The organism is Actinomyces wuliandei, from assembly GCF_004010955.1.
GTDB lineage: Bacteria > Actinomycetota > Actinomycetes > Actinomycetales > Actinomycetaceae > Actinomyces > Actinomyces wuliandei.
Map to the genome: position 1 here is coordinate 2,829,935 of NZ_CP025227.1, position 19,225 is coordinate 2,849,159.

General features: G+C 69.4%; 18 protein-coding genes and 1 pseudogene. 12 read left to right on the forward strand and 7 right to left on the reverse strand.

Annotation, left to right across the window (positions count from 1 at the left end; genetic code table 11):
- Positions 1–125: 125 nt before the first annotated feature.
- The 4 genes and pseudogenes from CWS50_RS11680 to CWS50_RS11690 all read left to right on the forward strand — a co-directional run bounded on the left by CWS50_RS11680 (position 126) and on the right by CWS50_RS11690 (position 3,336).
- Positions 126–1,176, forward strand: a pseudogene (locus tag CWS50_RS11680) (phosphodiester glycosidase family protein).
- A 1-nt stretch (position 1,177) separates the two neighbouring features.
- Positions 1,178–1,696, forward strand: a complete 519-nt coding sequence (locus CWS50_RS13980) for a glycosyltransferase (protein ID WP_306821220.1) — start codon at positions 1,178–1,180, stop codon at positions 1,694–1,696.
- Between the two features lie 8 nt (positions 1,697–1,704).
- Entirely contained in the window at positions 1,705–2,238 is a 534-nt protein-coding gene (locus tag CWS50_RS13985) for a GtrA family protein (protein ID WP_306821221.1), read from the forward strand.
- 291 nt (positions 2,239–2,529) lie between these two features.
- Positions 2,530–3,336 carry an LppM family (lipo)protein gene (locus CWS50_RS11690; RefSeq protein ID WP_127842930.1) on the forward strand — a complete coding sequence of 269 codons (807 nt, stop codon included), beginning with the start codon at positions 2,530–2,532 and terminating at the stop codon, positions 3,334–3,336.
- Positions 3,337–3,439: 103 nt separating this feature from the next.
- Here the strand turns inward: CWS50_RS11690 and CWS50_RS11695 are convergent, their stop codons facing one another.
- The 6 genes from CWS50_RS11695 to CWS50_RS11720 all read right to left on the reverse strand — a co-directional run bounded on the left by CWS50_RS11695 (position 3,440) and on the right by CWS50_RS11720 (position 9,035).
- Positions 3,440–3,820, reverse strand: a complete 381-nt coding sequence (locus tag CWS50_RS11695) for an Rv3654c family TadE-like protein (protein ID WP_127842931.1) — start codon at positions 3,818–3,820, stop codon at positions 3,440–3,442.
- Between the two features lie 143 nt (positions 3,821–3,963).
- Positions 3,964–4,278 carry a TadE family type IV pilus minor pilin gene (locus CWS50_RS11700; RefSeq protein ID WP_127842932.1) on the reverse strand — a complete coding sequence of 105 codons (315 nt, stop codon included), beginning with the start codon at positions 4,276–4,278 and terminating at the stop codon, positions 3,964–3,966.
- A 97-nt stretch (positions 4,279–4,375) separates the two neighbouring features.
- Positions 4,376–4,624 (reverse strand): DUF4244 domain-containing protein, encoded by a 249-nt coding sequence (locus CWS50_RS11705; RefSeq protein WP_127842933.1) that lies wholly within the window; start codon positions 4,622–4,624, stop codon positions 4,376–4,378.
- A gap of 208 nt (positions 4,625–4,832) precedes the next feature.
- Entirely contained in the window at positions 4,833–5,732 is a 900-nt protein-coding gene (locus tag CWS50_RS11710; RefSeq protein ID WP_127842934.1) for an alpha/beta fold hydrolase, read from the reverse strand.
- Positions 5,733–5,777: 45 nt separating this feature from the next.
- Positions 5,778–7,316, reverse strand: coding sequence for a phospholipase D-like domain-containing protein (locus CWS50_RS11715; protein ID WP_127842935.1), 1,539 nt, complete (start codon positions 7,314–7,316; stop codon positions 5,778–5,780).
- Positions 7,317–8,018: 702 nt separating this feature from the next.
- The gene (locus tag CWS50_RS11720; protein WP_306821222.1) at positions 8,019–9,035 is read right to left on the reverse strand and encodes a hemagglutinin; all 1,017 of its coding nucleotides are present in this window, start codon (positions 9,033–9,035) and stop codon (positions 8,019–8,021) included.
- Between the two features lie 190 nt (positions 9,036–9,225).
- Here CWS50_RS11720 and CWS50_RS11725 point away from each other — a divergent pair, with 190 nt between their 5' ends.
- Both CWS50_RS11725 and CWS50_RS11730 read left to right on the forward strand, forming a co-directional pair.
- Positions 9,226–9,768, forward strand: coding sequence for a SprT-like domain-containing protein (locus CWS50_RS11725; protein ID WP_127842937.1), 543 nt, complete (start codon positions 9,226–9,228; stop codon positions 9,766–9,768).
- 281 nt (positions 9,769–10,049) lie between these two features.
- Positions 10,050–10,379 carry a putative heavy metal-binding protein gene (locus CWS50_RS11730; protein ID WP_127842938.1) on the forward strand — a complete coding sequence of 110 codons (330 nt, stop codon included), beginning with the start codon at positions 10,050–10,052 and terminating at the stop codon, positions 10,377–10,379.
- Between the two features lie 116 nt (positions 10,380–10,495).
- Here CWS50_RS11730 and CWS50_RS11735 read toward each other — a convergent pair whose 3' ends face one another.
- A complete protein-coding gene (locus CWS50_RS11735) occupies positions 10,496–11,503 on the reverse strand; it encodes a LacI family DNA-binding transcriptional regulator (RefSeq protein WP_127842939.1) in 1,008 nt (335 codons plus the stop codon).
- Between the two features lie 533 nt (positions 11,504–12,036).
- Between CWS50_RS11735 and CWS50_RS11740 the strand changes: the two genes are divergently transcribed.
- From CWS50_RS11740 to CWS50_RS11765, 6 genes are all read left to right on the forward strand, one after another.
- Positions 12,037–13,326 (forward strand): MFS transporter, encoded by a 1,290-nt coding sequence (locus tag CWS50_RS11740; RefSeq protein WP_127842940.1) that lies wholly within the window; start codon positions 12,037–12,039, stop codon positions 13,324–13,326.
- 196 nt (positions 13,327–13,522) lie between these two features.
- Positions 13,523–14,713 (forward strand): L-rhamnose isomerase, encoded by a 1,191-nt coding sequence (rhaI, locus tag CWS50_RS11745; protein WP_127842941.1) that lies wholly within the window; start codon positions 13,523–13,525, stop codon positions 14,711–14,713.
- 23 nt (positions 14,714–14,736) lie between these two features.
- Positions 14,737–16,425, forward strand: a complete 1,689-nt coding sequence (locus CWS50_RS11750; RefSeq protein ID WP_127843440.1) for a rhamnulokinase — start codon at positions 14,737–14,739, stop codon at positions 16,423–16,425.
- Entirely contained in the window at positions 16,422–17,258 is an 837-nt protein-coding gene (locus CWS50_RS11755; RefSeq protein WP_127842942.1) for a class II aldolase/adducin family protein, read from the forward strand. Before CWS50_RS11750 ends, CWS50_RS11755 begins: the two co-directional genes overlap by 4 nt.
- 14 nt (positions 17,259–17,272) lie before the next feature.
- Entirely contained in the window at positions 17,273–17,680 is a 408-nt protein-coding gene (locus CWS50_RS11760) for an MBL fold metallo-hydrolase (protein ID WP_164860140.1), read from the forward strand.
- A gap of 56 nt (positions 17,681–17,736) precedes the next feature.
- Positions 17,737–19,068: an MFS transporter gene (locus tag CWS50_RS11765; RefSeq protein ID WP_127842943.1), complete on the forward strand. Its 1,332-nt coding sequence runs from the start codon at positions 17,737–17,739 to the stop codon at positions 19,066–19,068.
- The last annotated feature ends 157 nt before the right edge of the window (positions 19,069–19,225 follow it).

Genomic DNA, 19,225 nt, shown 5'->3' on the forward strand with positions numbered 1-19,225 from the left:
CTCGCTCGCGACCTCCTTCCCCGACCTCCCCGGCTCCGTCAGGATCTGCTACGGCCTCCTCCTCTCACAGCAGACGCACACGGTGAACCTACGGGCGGCACACACCTGAACGTCAGGGTTGCGCCATGCACAACAACCCGCACGGCCCCGACCCGGACACGCCTGACAGCGCTCCAGCCACCCCGCCAGAAGACACGCCACAGGCAGCCCGGACCCCCACCCGGGCACCCCGGAGGCACGCACGTCGCCGTTTCCTGCTGGGAGGTGCCACCGCCCTGGGCATGGTCGCCACAGGGGCCAGCACCTGGGCTCTCAACCGCTTTGTCATCAATCACGTCGAAGTCGACGACGTCGCCGCCTACGAGGCGCGCAGCAGCTCGGTCACCTCCTCCGGAGCCTCTGTGAACGCCGACTCCGTCAGCGTGACCGAGACCGGCTACTCCTCCTCCGCCACCAGCATTGAGACCCACCAGGTCACTACCGGGTCCGGGGGCGCAGGCAGTCACCTACTACGTCGCCGACGTCAGCCTGTCCCACGCCACTACCCTGCGCAGCGCCTTCGCCAAGAACTCCTACGGCACCAACATCACCGCCAGGCCCAGCGAGATCGCTGCGCAGCACAACGCCGTCCTGGCGGTCAACGGAGACTACTACGGCTTCCGCACCGACGGGATCCTCATCCGCAACGGCACCGTCTACCGCGACAGCGGCGCGCGTGACGGCATGGTCTTCTACACCGACGGTCGCGCCGAGGTCTATGACGAGACCAGTACCGACGCCCAGACGCTCCTGGCCGCAGGGGCGTGGAACACGCTGTCCTTCGGTCCCGCCCTGGTCAAGGACGCCGCGGTCCTGCCGGGTATCGACTCCGTCGAGGTGGACACCAACGTCGGTAACCACTCCATCCAGGGCGAGCAGCCCCGCACGGCAGTGGGGTGGGTGGGGACCAACCACCTCGTGCTCGTCGTGGTGGACGGCAGGGACCCAGGCTACTCCCGCGGAGTCACCATGACCGAACTCGCCCAGATCATGGTGGACCTGGGGTGCCAGGCCGCCTACAACCTCGACGGAGGAGGCTCGTCCACCCTGTACCTCAACGGCTCGGTCCTCAACCGGCCCTCCAACGGAGGGGAGAGAGCCACCTCGGACATCCTCTACATCGCCAATGGCTCATGACATGGCTGCGACAACCATGACGACCCCAACCCCCACGTCCCCGTGCACCGCCCCACGTACCATCCCCCAGCAGGCGGCAGCAGGCCTGCTTCCGGCCTCCCCCCAGCCGGGCCGAGACCCCCGCCTCCAGGACCGGCAGCGGGACCCGCGCCCGGAGGGAGAGCGGACCCCGGTAGCCACTCTGGTCGTCCTGGTCCCCGCCTACCGTCCGGACCACCGCCTCCCCGACCTGGTGCGTCAGGTGCTCCGCAGGTGCTCCGGCTGCGCGGTCCTCGTCGTGGACGACGGGTCCGGCCCCGACTACGCCGAGGTCTTTGCCACCGTCCGGTCCCATGGCGCCCACGTCATCACCCTGGCGCGTAACCGGGGCAAGGGTGAGGCCCTGCGCATGGGTGGAGGCTGCACGACACCCAGACCGGCCTACGCGGCTACCCGGCAGGACAGCTGGCCTGGCTCCAGCAGGTCGGCGGCAGCAGGTACGAGTACGAGCTGGCCTTGCTACTGCGAGCGCACAGGCTAGGCCTGGACGTGGAGCAGGTGGAGATCGCCACCGTCTACGAGCCGGGAAACACCTCCAGCCACTTCAGGCCGCTGCGTGACTCGTTCAGGGTCTACGCACCGCTTCTGGCCTTCACGGCCACGTCCCTGGCGGGGTTTTGTATCGACTGGCTGATGGTCATGGTGCTTCACGCGCTGAGCGGTCGTCTCCTGGGGCCGGTGGTAGCAGCGCGCCTGATCAGCGGTGCCGCGAACTACCTCATGAACCGTCGGGTCTTCGGGGCCGGGCAGGGAACGGTGAGAAGCACCGTGGCACGCTACGCCGTCCTGGCCTGCAGCCTTGTCGCCGCCAGCTACCTGCTGCTGCTCACCCTGACCGGGATCGGGATACCTCTGGGCCTGGCCAAGGTCCTTGCAGACAGCACTGTCTACGTCACCAGCTACCTGGCTCAGCGTCACCTGGTCTTCCGGCGTCCTCCAAACCAGGATGACTGCGCCCGCCGCACGGCAGCACCCGCGGCAGCCCACGACCTACGGCCGACACGGCAGCACCACCGGCTCTAAGGCAGCGTGAGTAAGAGCACCCGGGACTCAGCCAGGGGGCACAGAGGCGGGACCCGGGGAGAGGAAACGGGTGACCCAGGGGAGGTTCAGTCGGGACGGCCCCGGGGTGCTGGCGGGAAAGACCGGGAGTGCTCCGCGAAAGCCGGGGCACGTACGGAGAAAAGAATCTGCAACAAACATGCGTCAATGAGGTCTCAGGGCGCTACGTCCCTGTGGAACCCTGTCACCCAGGCGCCCGGATGCAGATCACGGGCTTGCCTGGGCGCGCCCTCTCCCTATAAGAATTCGGGTATGACAAGACGTTCCCCCATGCGCCTGCGCTATGCCGCGGCCTCGCTCCTTGCCCCTGCGGCGCTGCTTCTCGCCGCCTGCGACGCTCACATCACCATGACGATCGACGGGGACACGGACACAGTCCGCTCCTCGGTCGTAGTGTGGGACAGCGCGCTGTCGGAGACGGACTGCTCGGCGGAAGGAATGTCCGACATGCTGGGCGCCACCACCCCCCTCCCCGACACCGCCGAGGAGACGACCTTCACCTGGACCGACCACCAGGGCCAGCCCGCCTGCCAGATCACCAGCGCCGACGTCCCCCTGGATGAAATGGACGGCAGCACGACTGTCTCTCACGAGGAGGGCAGCTACGTCGTCGAGCTCGACCGCGGCACGACCTCCCGGGAGACCATCGAGTCGTTCTACGGACCCATGGACGTCAGCCTCACCATCACCTTCCCGGGAGAAGTGACTGAGGCCTCAGGGAACGCGGAGATCGACGGGAGCTCCGTCACCTGGCCGGACGTTCTTGAGGAGGAGGGCACGCTGCACGCCCGGGCCGAGGACTCCTCCTTCTCACCGCTGCCGTGGGTGGCTCTGGGCGGGGCAGCCCTCCTGGTCGTGGTCGGGGCTGTGACCGCCAGCGTCCTCCTGCGTCGCAGAAGGAGGCACCAGGCGACGTCAGCCAGCCCGGAACCACCCACGACGGGGACGGCACCCTCCGCGCAGCCTGGCCCGCCACCTCTCCAGCAGCCTGCTGCCAGCCAGGACCAGCAACCACCCGCTCAGCCGCAGCAGCCTCACCAGCACACGGGTCAGGAGTAACGAGTGACCTTCTGGCAGGACCGCCCCAAGAACCGGGCGGCCCTACCAGAAGAAATGCCTGCACCGAGCGTCGCCACCATGCTGGCAGCAGCCAGAGGCGCGCTCAAGAGCCAGGGAGCGCATTGACGGGGCCAGCCCGGGCCTGGGCCGAGGCCTGACGAGGGACTCCCAGCACCTCCACCGGCACTGTGAGGCTCACGGTCACGTCCTCCCCGCTGACAGTGCACTCACCCAGCCGAGCCCCGTTGGCCCCGGCCACCCGCTGGGCCACGTCGCAGGGATCTCCCGGCGCAGTCACCGAGGAGACGACCGTGGCACCCGCGAGCGCGGAGAGGTCGGCAGCCGTCCGCGCCCGGCCCGAGGCCGCCTGGGCCTGGGCGAGACCGATGACACTGAGAGCCAGGACCAGCAGCACCCCGACGACCCCCAGGGCCACCACGGTCCCCGCCCCGAGGTCGTCCTCGTAGAGCCGACGCGGCGCCACGGGCCGGAGAAGCCCCTGCCAGCGCTTCCACCAGCTCCACCAACGCACTCCCCAGCACTCCCGCTGCGGTCCCGACCAGGACCCTGGAGGAGGCTGCCCGCACCTCCCGGGCTGCTGCCCTCCGAGAAGCCGCACGGCCGCCCTCACAGGGCACCCGGCTCGGTGTAGGCGCAGGCCCGGGAGGTGACTGTCAGCCCCAGGACCCCGAACGGCCCGGACACGGGGCAAGAGGCGGTGACACACGTCAGCTCACCGGTCTCGACACGCAGGCTCACCCTGTCCGCTACTGCCCGGGCCGCGCCTTCCACGTCCTGGGTACCCACGGCGGCCTGGCGGGCGGCAGTCCGAGCGGCGTCGGCCACCCGCATCTGGGTCAGGCCGGCGCTCACCGCGAACAGGGTCAGAATCAGGACAAAAAGGACAGCAGGCAGGGACACCGCCAGCTCGGCAGTCACCATGCCTCCCTCCCCCCGCCACCTCGGGACCAATTTTTCTCTCTGACCCCCGGGCCGGAGGAGCCCGGGGCCGACCTCCCTGGAAACGCCACACATCACGTCAGCCCACGGACAGGGCCGACTCGATGAGGGCCTGCAGCGCCCCAGTGAGGCTACCGGAGCGGATCAGTGCCAGGAGCAGGCCCGCGAAGGCAGCCGCCGCCAGGGTGCCGATTGCGTACTCGGCAGTCGCCATACCCTCCTCGCCGTGTCTGCTCCTCCTCCCGACAAGAGCCCGGGGGGCTGACTCGCACAGCCCGGGCCTGGCCACAATGAGGCACGCCCGCAACATGTCCAGCGTCCTGCGCATACGGTTCTCCTTAGGTGCTTAGGGCACGGCTGGGGCGTGCCCTGCGGGCACCGTGCCCGCACCTCCAGGCTGACCGACCCGAAGGACCCCGTCCCTGTGCCGCCGTCCGCCCTGTGGAGTCTGCCCGCACGCACCCACCTGTGGTTTCCGGGACGTCTCGCAGCACCGCGAGGCAGCCAGCCCCTGCCGCAGGGCCGACCCAGGCCCCTCAGGCAGGACGCGGACCGACGCCTCGGCGCCCTGCCGCCGCCTGCTGCGCCAACCAGCGGTCCACGGCGTCGTAGAAGACGCTGGGACAGGAGCGGCGCACCTGGTGCCCCGCCCCGGGGACAAGGACGGTCTCCACCCACGGGCTGGCTATGGCGTCCACCACCGCCAACCCCTCCCGCCCCACACGGGCGCTCCCCGGACGGTCGCCCGTCACCAGCAGGGTCGGCACCCGCAGCGCCGCGACCGCCTCCCGCCACGGCAGCGCCGGGGCCACCACCCCGCTGAGAAGAAACGCCGGGTCGCAGCGCTGGGAGGCCCATACCGAGGGCAGGACCTCCGCGTCCGGCAGCACCTGGGCACCATGAGACACCGCCGCCGCCGGGTCCGCGGCCTCGGCAGCACGCGCACGCTCACGAGCGGCCCCCCGACCAGCCAGCTCCTCGGGGGTGCGTGTGCCGTAGAGGGCAGGGTCCTCCAGCACCACCCCCGCCACCTTCCCGGGACAGCGCACCGCCACTGCCATCGCCGTGGCCGCGCCCATGGAGTGCCCGACCAGCACCGGTGCGCCGCCCCGGAAACCAACAGCCTCCTGCCCGCCCGCCGGTGCGCCTCCGCCGACAGGAGCGGCCTGTGCCCTAGGTGCGCAGGAGTCTCGCAGCTCGTCGAGGACGCCGACCACGTCCTCGACGAGGACCTCCCCCGCCCGGGCCAGGTCCCTCTCCGTCCACCGAGGTGACAGCCCGTGGCCACGGGCATCAACAGCCACCACCCGGTAGCCCTGCCCCGCCCAGTGCTCGATCGCGTCGGCCAGGGAGACAGCCGATCCGCTGACACCGTGCAGAAGAACGAGGACCGGGCCGTCAGCCGGGCCGGACACGACACGTGCAAGACAGCTCATGGCCCCATCCTCCCTCACCACGCGCACCACGGCACGGGGGAGGGCCTACAGCACGGCCGACAGCAGGCGGCAGACGTTGTCCACGTAGCGGCGGTACCAGGGCTCGCGCGCCCACTCCTGGATGGTCAGCTCGGAGGAGACGCGACGGTAGCGCTCGTCGTTGGCCCGCAGCAGGTCGTCCATGTCCCCACCGAAGGCAAGGAGCATCACCTCGTAGTTGAGGGCGAAGGAGCGGTAGTCCATGTTGGAGGAGCCGATGACCCCCACCTCGTCGTCCACCGTCATGTACTTGGCGTGAAGCACTGTGGGAGCCGGGTACCTGTAGATCCTCACCCCTGCGGCCAGCAGCATTCCGTAGTAGGAGCGCTGGGCGTGGTTGACGATGAACTGGTCAGACTCCTTGCCCACGAACAGCTCCACCTCGACCCCCCTGTAGGCTGCGGAGGTCATGGCCGCCAACAGGGCCTCGTCGGGTATGAAGTAGGGGCTGGTGATGGACACGCGGTGCCGCGCCCCGTGGATGAGCCCGAGAAACATCCGCAGGTTGGGCTGGGTGGGGTACCCAGGCCCCGAGGGCACCAGCTGCATGGCGTTGACGACCGCACCCGGCCGTCCGGGACGAGGTGCCGGGGCGCCGACCAGCGCACCTGCCTGTCCACGTGGTACGGACCTCGGGCCCTGGCCGCCGAAGGCCATCTCCAGCTCCGCCAGCTGTTCATCGGCCTCAAAGTACCAGTCCATCGCGAAGACGGCCTGGGCCTCCTGGACAACCTCACCGGTGACCTCGACCGACAGGTCGGCCCAGGTACGCCCCGACCACCGGTTGCGCCGCAGCCGGTAGGTCGGGTCGATGACGTTGTGCGACCCCACGAAGGCACGCTCGCCGTCGACGACCAGGATCTTGCGGTGGTTACGCAGGTCCGGACGACGCCACCTGCCCCGTAGCGGCAGCAGCGGCATCATGAGGTGCCACTGGATACCCGCATCGCTCAGGCGCTGGCCCAGGCTCCCCCACCCCGGGTACTTGCGGCTGCCCAGGTGGTCAAGAAGGAGTCGCACCGTCACCCCGCGGGAGGCCGCGCGCTCCAGCGCCGCGAAGAAGCCGTCAGTGACCTCGTCCCAGCTCATGATGTAGAACTCGACGTGGACGTAGGAGGTGGCAGCATCGACAGCACGCGCCATCCGCTCATAGGTGCTGGCAGCGTCAGTGTGGACAGCAACGACCTCACCGGTCACGCACGGCAGCCCCGTCAGCTCGCGGTTCATGCGCAGCACTCCCGCCACGGCGCTGCTGGGAAGCGCCCCGGCTGGAACGTCCGGGGCGGAGCTGGTGTACCTCAGGGCGACCTCGTTGACAGCGTTCTGCTGCCCCAGCCGCTTGCCGCGCACCCACGGGCTGCCGATCAACAGGTACAGGGGAAAACCCACGACGGGAAGCAGAAAGATCAGCAGCAGCCACGCCGTCGAGGACGACGGACGCCGGTTCTCTGGCACCACCCCTAACGCGACCAGCTTAATGAGGTACTCCACGACTACCCAGGACGGGGCGGCCCAGGTAGCCTGCGGGAGCATCGGCAGTGTCATAGCCGCATGGTCTCACGAGGCCGATAGCCCACGAAGCACCTGTGCGCACGGGGCGACCGTGTGCGCACGTGCTCCGGACGCTGGTCGCACCAGCACGGCCCTGGTCCCCCTGTCCTGCCTTCCCAGCCAGTCACCGTGCCTGCTGGCGCCACTGACAGCACAGGCACCACGGGCACTGCACGCACCGCAGACACCGTCCAGGACACGGCGAGGGCCCGTCCCCGGTATGGACCAACCGGGGACGGGCCCTTCGCATCGAGGTCGCTTGCCGGTTCCCATTCGGCAGCGGATCCTCCTTCGTTGGGGCGCCCGGACACATTCCCTTGGCTGTGGCCCGGACTCGGTGACAGCCGGTCACCGGTACTCCCCAGTACCTCGCGGCAGCCCCCGTCCAACGGTGAGCAAAACTTTGCCGACAGTCCCTGAAAGAACGCTTAAAGAATCACTGAATATACCCTGAAAAAGGGGCATCGAAACGATGACGTCCCGCAACAAAACGATATCCATCAATATTGGCAACAGGGATGCCGTTCTCATAGGCGCCGTCACTATGTGCGCTCGCACCGAGCCACGGCCCCGCTGCCGTTGGCACCCATGCATCCGCCATGCCGTCCGCCAGGACGGGCGGCGGTCGGCCTCAGGGGTCCAGGCCGCCCCGGGCAGACCCCGCCTCACTGCTGCCAACCCACCACCCCCAACGGCTCAGGAGGACCTGGACGGCGTCGGGTCACCAAAGAACGTACGAAAGTACCCGTAGAAGTTCCAGTTCCCCCAGGAGGTACAGTCGTCACCACCGGCAGACACCGCAGCGTTCGGCTGGAAGGGGGTGTAGTTGTACAGACCGGCCGTCGCCTGGTTGGCAACCCTCAGCTCTGCGGACCCGCACCCAGCCCGAGGGGAGTAGGAGACCTCGACAGGCACGCCCGCCACCACGTCATACCCCCCGGGGTCCAGGCGGTAGCGCTGGAACTGGGAGGCGGCCCCGTAGAGCTGGAGGAAGAAGCCGGACCACTGACCGTCGCAGTCGGCGCCGTCAGGGCAGCCGTAGCCTGCGGCGGCCTCGTAGTCACGCGCGCTGAGGGATGCGCCGGAGGCCGTCAGCAGCCCCTGCTCCTTGTGGATGAGGACCAGCAGGACCTGCGGATTGACGTCACAGGCCCGGGCCACCTCCCAGACCACCAGGGCCGCGCTGCTGCCCGAGGAGGCCGCTACTCCACGGGGGCACCAGGACGAGGGCTCCTGGTGCTCGATCTCGAAGGTGGCCTGTGCCAGGCACGCTGTCCCGTCCAGACCCGGCACGCAGCCGCTGTTGACCTCGGAGATGAAGGCCTCGACCTGGGCCAGGGACATCGCCTCGGAGTCGTAGAAGACCTCGTCGTCAATGAGGTGGGTGGCGTCGAACCCCTCCGTGTCCGGGGCAACCGGCGCGGGTCCGCCTGCCGCCTCCTGGCCCAGGTCCGCCCCCTCACGCCCCGTCAGCCGCAGCACGAGCAGCGCCACAAGAACCGTGACAAGAAAGGCACCGACCACGATCCCCAGCGGGCTGTGCAGGAACCTGCGGGACCCCCCAGACCTCCGGGACGGGCCGCGCCGGGAGGAGGGCCGACGGCGCACCACGCCCTGGCGCGAGGCACGCAGCCGTCGTTGCCGGCGCGGGGAACCCGCACTGCGGGCCGCCCGGCGGAGCCGAGGTCGCGGGCTTGTGGAGGAGTGGGACATCAGCAGTATGCTGTCACACCAGAGGCGCTGAGGAACAGGGCTGTAGCCGGACAGAACGGGACGGAAGCAGGGAACGGGCCGAGGTGGCGGTCAGGCACCTGGCCACCCAGGCACCCGGGAGAAGCCGCGACCGCCACCTCGGACGGGACCCGGTCGGTCCCGGGCCAGCCCACCGGCTAGAGTCTTGCCCGTGCACGCCCCCGACGTCCTGATACTGGCACGACGCCTGATGGAGACCTACGGAGTGGGCGACTGGGAGCTGGGCCTGGACCGCGCCAGGCGTCGCGCCGGACAGACCGACCACTCCCGCCGTCGTATCACCCTGAGCCGCCACCTTATGAGCCTCTACTCAGAGGCGGAGGTCCGTGAGACCGTCCTGCACGAGATCGCCCACGCCATCGTGGGCGCACATCACGGCCACGACGCCGTCTGGCAGGCCCAGGCGCGCAGGATAGGCGCCTCCGGGCAGCGCCTCGTCGCCGCGCAGGCCCCACGGTTGCGAGGGTCCTGGGTGGGGACGTGTCCCGCAGGCCATGAGGTGGACCGGATGCGGCGCCCGAGCACACCGTTGTCATGCACACAGTGCTCACACCGCTTCAGCCTGGACCACCTGCTGACCTGGACCGTAGACGGGGCGCCGGTAGCGCACGAGGAGATCGGCGAGCGCTACGCCCGCCTCCTGGCCCAGGCCCGTCAGCAGCCCGCCACTCCAGCGGGCAGGCCCCGCAGGTAGAGGCACCAGGTAAGAGGTACCAGGCGTCACCCCACCCGCCTCGGGACGTGTGCAGCCCGCAGGCACCGGTGGGCTCACCGGGCGGAGGGAGGTACCCCCGCCCCAGGCGTGTGCGGCCCGCAGCCTCTACACTGGCCCGGGCTCGTGCTCCGGGGCACGAGCCCGGGCAACGTTCTGGTTCTCGGACCATGCCCCCCGGACCACGTTCCCAGACCACATTCCCAGACCACGACGAGCCGCCTGCCAGGAGCCTGTGCCTGGCTGCGGCGGAAGGAGCCTCCATGATTGTCACTACCACCCCCACGGTCGAGGGCTACCCTGTCACCCAGTACCTGCGTGTGGTGTGCGGGGAGACCATCGCGGGTGTCAACATGTTCAAGGACTTTGCTGCGGGAATCCGCAACGTGGTGGGAGGCCGCTCTCAGTCCTACGAGAACGAGCTCATCCAGGCCCGTGAGACCGCGCTGGCCGAGATGGTGCAGCGCGCCCAGGAGCTCGGTGCCGAGGGCGTCGTCGGGGTGGACATCGACTACGAGACGCTGGGCAGCGACAACGGCATGCTCATGGTGACGGCCTCGGGCACCGCCGTGCGCTTCTCCGCGCCCCGCTGACCAGTCGGCCCGGTAGCACCCGCCCCCTGCCGCCGACTGGGCGGCCCAGCACCTCTGCCGCCCGGCCCGCCGGGAACGACCAGCCCTGCTGGCGGCGGCAGGTGCCCTCGGGCGCCTCAGGCGGTGGTCGAGGCCCGGACCACGAGGGCCGGGGCAAAGACCTCGTGCCTGTCCCCCTCCTGGGACAGCAGCATCTGCGCCGCCGCCGCGCCCATCTGGCGCATCTGCTGGTTCACACTGGTCAGAGGGGTGATCAGCTGGGAGGCCACAGGGATGTCGTCATAGCCCACGACAGCAACGTCGCCGGGGATGCCCAGCCCGCGGCGGCGGATCTCCCGCATCGCCCCAATGGCCATCTGGTCGTTGGCACAGAAGAGGGCGGTGGGGGCCGGACGGGAGTCCAGGAGCCGCGCGGCGCCCACGGCGCCGGCGTCAGCGGTGAAGCTCTTCCCGCCCACCACGGGCTCCACCTCCACCAGCACGTCGTCCTGATCCAGCCCTGCGGCGCCGAGCGCGGCCAGCACCCCCTGGCGACGCTCGGCCGACTGCCTCATGATGGGCGGGCCGTTGACGAAGCCGATACGCCGGTGGCCCCGGTCAAGCAGGTGGGCCACAGCCGACCGGGCGCCAGCGACGTCGTCCCCGCTGACGGTAGAGACCCCCTCCACCGGCGGATGGTCCAGGAGGACGACCCGTATCCGCCGCGCGCTGAGAATCCCCAGGTTGTCCACGGTCGAGGCCGCGGGGGTGATGATGACGCCGCGCACATCCATCCCGGCCAGCAGGCGCATGACGTCAAGCTCGCGCCCGGGATCGGCGTCGGAGGAGCACAGCATGGGAACGCAGCCGTCCTCACGCAGGCGGTCCTCGACCCCCCGGGCCGCCTCGGTGTAGAAGGGGTTGGAGACGTCGTGGACAATGACCCCCACGGCGAAGGAGGATCCCGCCCGTAGCCCCCGTGCCGTCTGTGAGCGCACGAAGCCCAGCTCCACGATGGCGGACTCCACCCGCTCACGCGTTGCAGTCGCCACACGCTCGGGGTGGTTGAGGACGTGGGAGACGGTCCCCACGGAGACGTCGGCGAGCCTGGCGACATCTCGGACAGAGGGGCGGGAGGCAGGCATCGGCACTCTCCGGGTCAGTTGTGGTCTGTGAGGCGCTACCGGGCAGAGTCTGCCTGAGAAAAGCGCCCGGTGCCAACCGGGCCGGGTCGCACGTGGCAACAACGTCCCGGCAGGACCGCGATGCCGCCGAGCATGTCGTCCCGCCCACCTGGCCTGCCTGGCGCCGTCCCCGTCGGCCCACCCCGCCCGGCACCCCGCCTGCCCGCCCATCGGCGCTGTCAGATATACGGCCTGTCGGCGGTATGCACCACCTGAACAGCTCCTCCCAGCAGTCTCCCCGTCCCCCGCCCAGGATGTCTCATCTCAAGGTGGGCGGAGACGCCCTTGCCACGACGAAAGGGGAGTGCTAATGTTAGTTGAAACGATTCATACCTATCTGCCTCCCCCCGGGGCTACCAACCGGGCATCCCGCTGACCGGCTAGCGGCCTGCGGGCTGGCGACCCGCCGCCGACGAACAAGGACGTTCCATGACCGGCTCCACCACGCTTGTCCCCCGCTGCCCGTACCTGCCGTCAGCAAGGAGGCCCCAGCCATGGCGCGCAGACCGCTGACCGGCTGGAAGGCCACCGCCGCCGTCTCCATGTCGAACTACATCGACTCCGGCTCCATCATCGCCATCGCCACCTCGTTGACCTTCTGGAGGCAGGCCTACTTCCCCGACGACGACGGCACCGTCGCCGGGCTCCTGGCCGCCTTCAGCGCCAACGCCTTCGGCGCCGCCATCGGCGCCCTCATCGGCGGACCGCTGTGCGACAAGTACGGGCGCAAGTTCATCTACACCTATGACCTGCTGCTCTACGCCCTGGGCGGGATCATTGTGGCCCTCACGGCGAACCTGCCCATGCTGTTTACCGGGTTCGTCATCATCGGCCTGGCAGTGGGGGCCTCCGTCCCCGCGGGCTGGACCTACATCGCCGAGCTCGCTCCCACCAACCAGCGAGGCAAGCACATCGGCGCCACCCAGCTGGCCTGGTCCTTCGGCCCCTTCCTGGGATTCGGCCTGGCTGCTGCGCTCACCCCCTTGGGCCTGCTCGGCTCCCGCCTGGTGTTTGCCCACCTGGTGGTCATCGCCCTGGCTACCTGGTGGATCCGCCGTGGCCTGGAGGAGTCCGGGACCTGGCAGACCGCCAAGGGCGGGGCCCAGGCCAGGCCGCCGTCCATGTGGCAGGCCTTCCGCAAACTCTTCTCCCGGCGAGTCAACATCACCGCCCTGGTCTTCCTGGCCGTCATTTACACCTGCTGGAACCAGGCCGCCAGCCAGAACGGCATCTTCCTGCCCACCATCCTGGACTCCATGGGCTACGAGACCCTCCAGACCGACCTGTTCTCCATGCTGTCCTGGGGCTTCGTCATCGTCTCCACCCTGGTCTTCATGCAGCTGGTGGACCGCGTGCCCTACCGGTGGCACTACCTGGCCGGGGGTGCCCTGGCACTCGTGTCCTGGGTGGTCCTGGTCTTCGGCCCCTCCGACGCCGCGTGGACCGCCTTCGGTTACACGATCATCTGGGGGCTGTCAGCCGGGCCGTCGGCGCAGGCGTTCTACTCGGTGTGGTCACCCGAGCTCTTCGCCACCCCCTACCGCTCGGGCGCCCAGGGCATCGTCTTCTTCGTCGTCCGCCTGGCCTCCGGCCTCATCTCCCTCGTCTTCCCCGTCATCCTGGCCCGGGAGAACGGGCTGGTGATCGACGGCCTCATCCTCATCGGATTCCTCGTGGTGGCCACGGTCGTAGGCACCGTCGGCGCGCCCCGGACCCAGGGACGCTCGCTGGAGGACATCGAGCTGGAGCGCTACGGGGAGCACGTCACCAACGAGAACGCCTGACAGGCCCCTCCCGACCCACCATGCCCCTCCAGCCCCGGCACGCGGTCAGGCCTGTCTCCGGGATGACCCGCTCAGGAGCGGTCAGACCGACAGGTCCACAGCCCTCCCGGGCAACCGCCCTCCACACCACCGCCCCCACCCCCGACAACCCGAACCGTCAAAGACGCAGAGAAGACGCAGAGATCAGGAGAGACACATGCCGTCCGCCACCCCCTCACTGAGCGACCTCAACGCCGAGGCCCTCAGCCTGCTTCAGACCCAGACCATCGAGCTGCCCAGCTGGGCCTTCGGCAACTCAGGCACCCGGTTCCGGGTCTTCACTACCGCCGGGGTTCCGCGCGACCCCTACGAGAAGATCGACGACGTCGCCCAGGTCCACCGCCTCACCGGCGTCACCCCTCGCGTGTCCCTGCACATCCCCTGGGACAGGGTCGACGACTACGAGGCGCTGCGCGCCCATGCCGAGAACCAGGGGGTGACCATCGGCACCATCAACTCCAACGTCTTCCAGGACGAGGACTACAAGCTCGGCTCCCTGGCCAACCCGGACGAGAGGATCCGCCGCAAGGCGGTGGCCCACCACCTGGAGTGCGTCGACGTCATGCGCGCCACCGGCTCCCCCACCCTCAAGATCTGGCTGGCTGATGGCACCAACTACCCCGGTCAGGACTCCATCCGCGCCCGCCAGGACCGCCTGGCCGAGGCCCTGTCAGAGATCTACGCCGCCCTGGACGAGGACCAGCAGCTGGTCCTGGAGTACAAGCTCTTCGAGCCGTCCTTCTACCACACCGACGTACCGGACTGGGGGACGAGCCTCGTGCACTGCCTGGCGCTGGGTGAGCGCGCCAAGGTGGTCCTGGACACCGGCCACCACGCCCCGGGCACCAACATCGAGTTCATCGTCGCCCAGCTGCTGCGACTGGGCCGCCTGGGCGCCTTCGACTTCAACTCCCGCTTCTACGCCGACGACGACCTCATCGTAGGCGCGGCCGACCCCTTCCAGCTGTTCCGCATCATGCACGAGATCGTCTCCGCCGGAGCACTGGCCCCCGACTCCGGGGTGGGCTTCATGCTGGACCAGTGCCACAACCTGGAGGAGAAGATCCCCGGGGAGATCCGCTCGGCCCTCAACGTCCAGGAGGCCACCGCCAAGGCCCTCCTGGTGGACCGAGAGGCGCTGGCAGCCGCGCAGACCAGCGGTGACGTCCTGAGCGCCAACGCGGTGCTCATGGACGCCTACAGCACCGACGTGCGCCCGCTGCTGGCCGAGCTGCGCGAGTCCCAGGGTCTGGCGCCCGACCCGGTGAAGGCCTTTCTGGGCTCTGGCTACCTGGAGAAGACTCGCGCCGAGCGCGTGGGCGGCACCGCCGCCGGCTGGGGCGCCTGAGGAGGGATCCGCCCATGCCAGCCATGACCAGCTCCCAGCCCGTCCACGTCGCAGCCGTTGACCTGGGCGCCTCCTCCGGACGTGTCATCGTGGGCACCCTTGAGGACGGGCGTGTCCACCTGACCGAGACCCGCCGCTTCCTCAACGGCCCGGTGCCCTTGCCCACGGCCGACGGGCAGAGGCTCTACTGGGACGTGCTCCACCTGTGGAACGAGGTCCGCGAGGGCCTACTGGCCGCAGCACATGAGGTGGGACCGCTCTCCGCCGTCGGGATCGACACCTGGGCGGTGGACTACGGGCTCCTCGACCACCGTGGTGCCCTGACCGGCCAGGTCTCCTCCTACCGCTGCCCGCGCACGCGGGGAGTACCGGAACGCCTCTTCCAGACGATCCCGGCCGATGAGCTCTACGCGGTCAACGGCCTGCAGGTCCAGGACTTCAACACCGTCTTCCAGCTGGTGGCCCAGGCCCGTGACGGCGGACTGCCTGACGCCCGCAGCCTGCTGCTCCTGCCTGACCTGCTGGCCTACTGGCTTACCGGCCAGAAGGTCGCTGAGGTCACCAACGCCTCCACCACGGGGCTGGTCGACGTCTCCTCACGCACCTGGTCTGCTCCCCTCCTAGACCGCCTGCGCACCAGTCTGGGCCTGGACCTGGCCGGTGTCCTGCCCTCCCTGGTGGAGCCGGGCACCGTCGTGGGCCCGATCGACCGGGGGGTCCTGGACGTGCTCGGACCGGGAGGCTCCCCCGTACCCGTCATCGCTGTGGGTTCCCACGACACGGCCAGCGCGGTGGTAGCCGTACCCGCCTCGACCTCACCAGGCAGCGGGAGGACCGTGGACAGCGGAGGAGCCCGGGAGGGGGAGCCAGGCGGCTTCGCTTACGTGTCCTGCGGCACCTGGTCGCTGGTCGGCCTGGAGCTGGACAGGCCGGTCCTCACAGGGGCCTCCCGGCAGGCCAACTTCACCAACGAGCTCGGTGTGGACGCCACGGTGCGCTACCTGAAGAACATTATGGGGCTGTGGGTCCTCAACGAGGCGGTGCGCACGTGGAGGGCACAGGGCCTGGAGACCTCCTACCAGGACCTGGACGCGGCGGCGGCAGCGGCCGCCCCGCTGCGCACGGTGATCGACGTCAACGACACGGTCTTCTTCGCCCCTGGGGACATGGTGGCCCGCATCGACGACGTCGCCCGAGCCACCGGGCAGCCAGCCCCCCGGTCCCCGGGCGAGTACGTGCGCTGCATCGACGACTCCCTGGCCCTGGCCTACCGCCGGGCCGTACGCGAGGCTACCGCCCTGTCGGGCACGTCGGTGGACGTGGTGCACATGGTCGGCGGAGGCACCCGTAGCCGACTCCTGTGCCAGCTGTGCGCAGACGCCACCGGGCTGCCCGTGGTCGCCGGGCCCGCAGAAGGGACCGCCCTGGGCAACATCGTGGTGGCCGCGCGCGGGGCCGGTCTGGTCCAGGGCGACCTGTCCGACCTGCGCGCCCTCGTACGCGCCTCGACCACGCTGACCCGCTACGAGCCCGCACCCGCTGCCTCCAGCGCCTGGGAGGAGGCCGAGCAGCGGCTCCTCGGACGACAGGCCCCCACTGCCTGCCCCGTCGGCAGGCCTGCCCTCTCCTGTCCACGGCAGGCCGGACCGCCCCGACCACCTCAGACCACCCCACCTACCCCGACCACCCAGATGCCAAGGAGCACCTCATGACCACGACAGCCACTGACCCCACACTCAACGAGACTCTCACCCAGATGGGCGCCGCCGGACGCCGCCTGGACCACATGGCAGCCGTGGAGGCCGGAGCCGGTAACCTCTCCGTTTTCGTGGACGCCGGAGCGCAGGACCTCAGGCTGGAGCGCCGCTTCCCGCAGGTGCGTCCGGCCATCGGGCTACCTCTGCCTGCCCCGGCCCTGGCTGGGCGCACCATCCTGGTCACCGGCTCAGGATGCCGTCTGCGAGACGTCGCCGACTCCCCGGAGGCCACCATCTCGGCCTTCGTCGTGGATGACGACGGCACCACCGCCACCTGGTACACCCACCCCGACCGGGCCTACGAGCGCCCTACCAGCGAGTTCAACTCCCACCTGGCGATCCACAACGACCAGGTGGAGCAGCGCGGGCTGGGGTTCCAGGCAGTGGTCCACGCCCAGCCGCCCCACCTGGTCCAGCTCTCCCACATCAAGGACATCCGCAGCACCCGTGAGTTCAACCGCCGCATCCTGCGGTGGGAGCCGGAGACCATCGTGCAGGTCCCCGCAGGTATCGAGGTGCTGGACTTCATGGTGCCTGGCAGCCAGGAGCTCATGGAGAACACTGTGAGGGCGCTGCGAGACCACGTCATCGTCCTGTGGTCCAAGCACGGCGTCATGGTGCGCTCCGACACCTCCCCTCTGGCCGCCGTCGACACGGTGGAGTACGTCGAGACTGGGGCCATGTACGAGGTGCGCAACATGGCCAGCGGCAACCTGGGCGAGGGTGTGACTGACACCGAGCTGCGTGCTGTCGTCGAGGCCCTCGGCGTGTGCACCCCGCTGCTGTGAGGACTCGCGGGTCCATGAGCAGACCACCAGCCGACCCCCGGCAGCTCCTCGCCCCCGGATTCACCGACACACGGGTGAGCCGCCACGTCACACGCACCCACGACCCGCGCGACGTCCACATGCACCTGGTCACCGGTCGCCAGCGCGCTCTGCTCGTGGACACCGGCTACGGGGTAGGTGACCTGGCCGCCCTCGTCACCTCGCTGACAGACCTTCCTCTGACCGTGGTCCTTACCCACGGCCACATCGACCACGCCTTCGGCGCCTCTGGGCTCACCGACGTGCACATGCACCCCGCCGACCTGCCTGTGCTGGCCCGGCACCAGGTTGCCTCCCGTCAGCTCCACGACGAGGTGCGCTCCGCCCACGCCGACGGACCCGGCGACGCGGCCAACATCGTCTACAACCCGCACCGCCTGTGAGCTCCCCCGACACGACCACACCCGACCGATCCCATCCCGTTCAAAGGAGAACACCCATGACTACCACCACGACTTCTGCTACCCGAACCGGCCCCAACCCCTGGTGGGTGGGGATCGTATCCGGCATGGCCTCCTACATCGACGCCTGCACGATCGTCTCGGCAGGTATCGCCTTTGCCATCTACCAGATGGCGCTGGGCCTGTCCGACCAGCAGGTCGGTGTGCTCTCCGGGGTCCTGACCTTCTCCATCGCCCTGGGAGCCCTCAGTGGAGGCTGGCTGGGGGACCGCTTCGGGCGCAAGCACGTATTCTCCGTCACCATGGTGATGATCGTGGTCGGTGCGGCTCTCCTCGTCGTGGCCCCCGGCTTCAACCTGCTGCTGGTTGGGACCGTCCTGGCCGGGCTGGGGGCCGGGGCGGACCTGCCGGTGTCTCTGGCCACCATCGCCGAGTCCGCCACTGACGACAACCGCGGCAAGATCATCCTCCTGTCCAATATCCTGTGGACAGGAGGCATCATTGGAGCCATCACCGCCTCCTCCGTGGTGGGCAACTGGGGCCGTACGGGCGCCCAGGTCATGTTCGCCCACGTCGGCGTGGTCGCTACCGTCACCCTGCTGGGACGACTGTCCCTCCCGGAGTCCACCACCTGGCTGGAGGCCCGGGCCGAACGCCGGGCAGGCCAGGCCACTGTCCGGGCGCAGCGGTCCTCACTGACCTCCCTGCTTACCGGCCCCTACGCCAAGCCCTTCTACGCACTCATTATCTTCTACTCCCTTATCAACATCCCAGCCAACACCGGGGGACAGTTCACCACCTGGATCGCCGTCAACCTCGCTGACGTCGACGTCGCCCTCAACTCCCGGATCGCCCTGCTGACCATGCCGGTGACCGTCCTGCTCGCGATCTGGTCCATGCGGATCATCGACACCCCCAGGCGCATGCCCTTCTTCTACGCCGGGGCGGCACTGTTCCTCACATCGCTGCTCATCTATCCCGTCCTCGGGTTCTCCCTGGCCACCCTCGTGGCCTACCAGCTGGTCAACATGGCGGGCAGCGCCTTCGCCTTCGAGGGGATCATGAAGGTCTGGGCCAACGAGTGCTTCCCCACGCTGCTGCGCACCACCGCCCAGGGCACCGTCATCGCCGTCGCCCGCGTGGTCGCGGCCCTGGCGGCCTCGGTCACACCGGTGCTCCTGCGCTCCGAGCCCAGGCTCTTCTACCTGGGGCTGCTGGGTGTCGCCGCCACCGGCTACGCCGTCGCCGTGTGGGCCTTCCACGGGCCGCAGCGCAACGAGTTCGCCGTCGAGGCCTACGCAGAGGCCGACGTCGCCGCCGGGGAGGAGGCCGGTCTCGACTTCACCGTGCCTGCTGAGCCCAGAAGCTGAAAGAAGCCGTCGTGAGCACCGTAGAAACCGTAGAACCAGTGCCTGCCCCCCCGATCACCGACTCCTCGGCTACCGAGACCAGCGCCTCCGCGCCCACCCGACTGACCGTGGATCACCAACACGCCTCCACGGGAGTGGCCGTGACCCGCCCGGGCCT

What these genes read in the sequence shown, in the direction of transcription:
- CWS50_RS11710 (WP_127842934.1), bottom strand. Translation starts at nt 5,732, where the DNA reads ATGAGCTGTCTTGCACGTGTCGTGTCCGGCCCGGCTGACGGCCCGGTC.
- CWS50_RS11715 (WP_127842935.1), bottom strand. Translation starts at nt 7,316, where the DNA reads ATGACACTGCCGATGCTCCCGCAGGCTACCTGGGCCGCCCCGTCCTGG.
- CWS50_RS11705 (WP_127842933.1), bottom strand. Translation starts at nt 4,624, where the DNA reads ATGCGCAGGACGCTGGACATGTTGCGGGCGTGCCTCATTGTGGCCAGG.
- CWS50_RS11755 (WP_127842942.1), top strand. Translation starts at nt 16,422, where the DNA reads ATGACCACGACAGCCACTGACCCCACACTCAACGAGACTCTCACCCAG.
- CWS50_RS11765 (WP_127842943.1), top strand. Translation starts at nt 17,737, where the DNA reads ATGACTACCACCACGACTTCTGCTACCCGAACCGGCCCCAACCCCTGG.
- CWS50_RS13980 (WP_306821220.1), top strand. Translation starts at nt 1,178, where the DNA reads ATGGCTGCGACAACCATGACGACCCCAACCCCCACGTCCCCGTGCACC.
- rhaI (WP_127842941.1), top strand. Translation starts at nt 13,523, where the DNA reads ATGCCGTCCGCCACCCCCTCACTGAGCGACCTCAACGCCGAGGCCCTC.
- CWS50_RS11735 (WP_127842939.1), bottom strand. Translation starts at nt 11,503, where the DNA reads ATGCCTGCCTCCCGCCCCTCTGTCCGAGATGTCGCCAGGCTCGCCGAC.
- CWS50_RS11750 (WP_127843440.1), top strand. Translation starts at nt 14,737, where the DNA reads ATGACCAGCTCCCAGCCCGTCCACGTCGCAGCCGTTGACCTGGGCGCC.
- CWS50_RS11730 (WP_127842938.1), top strand. Translation starts at nt 10,050, where the DNA reads ATGATTGTCACTACCACCCCCACGGTCGAGGGCTACCCTGTCACCCAG.
- CWS50_RS11760 (WP_164860140.1), top strand. Translation starts at nt 17,273, where the DNA reads ATGAGCAGACCACCAGCCGACCCCCGGCAGCTCCTCGCCCCCGGATTC.
- CWS50_RS11720 (WP_306821222.1), bottom strand. Translation starts at nt 9,035, where the DNA reads ATGTCCCACTCCTCCACAAGCCCGCGACCTCGGCTCCGCCGGGCGGCC.
- CWS50_RS11690 (WP_127842930.1), top strand. Translation starts at nt 2,530, where the DNA reads ATGACAAGACGTTCCCCCATGCGCCTGCGCTATGCCGCGGCCTCGCTC.
- CWS50_RS11740 (WP_127842940.1), top strand. Translation starts at nt 12,037, where the DNA reads ATGGCGCGCAGACCGCTGACCGGCTGGAAGGCCACCGCCGCCGTCTCC.
- CWS50_RS11700 (WP_127842932.1), bottom strand. Translation starts at nt 4,278, where the DNA reads ATGGTGACTGCCGAGCTGGCGGTGTCCCTGCCTGCTGTCCTTTTTGTC.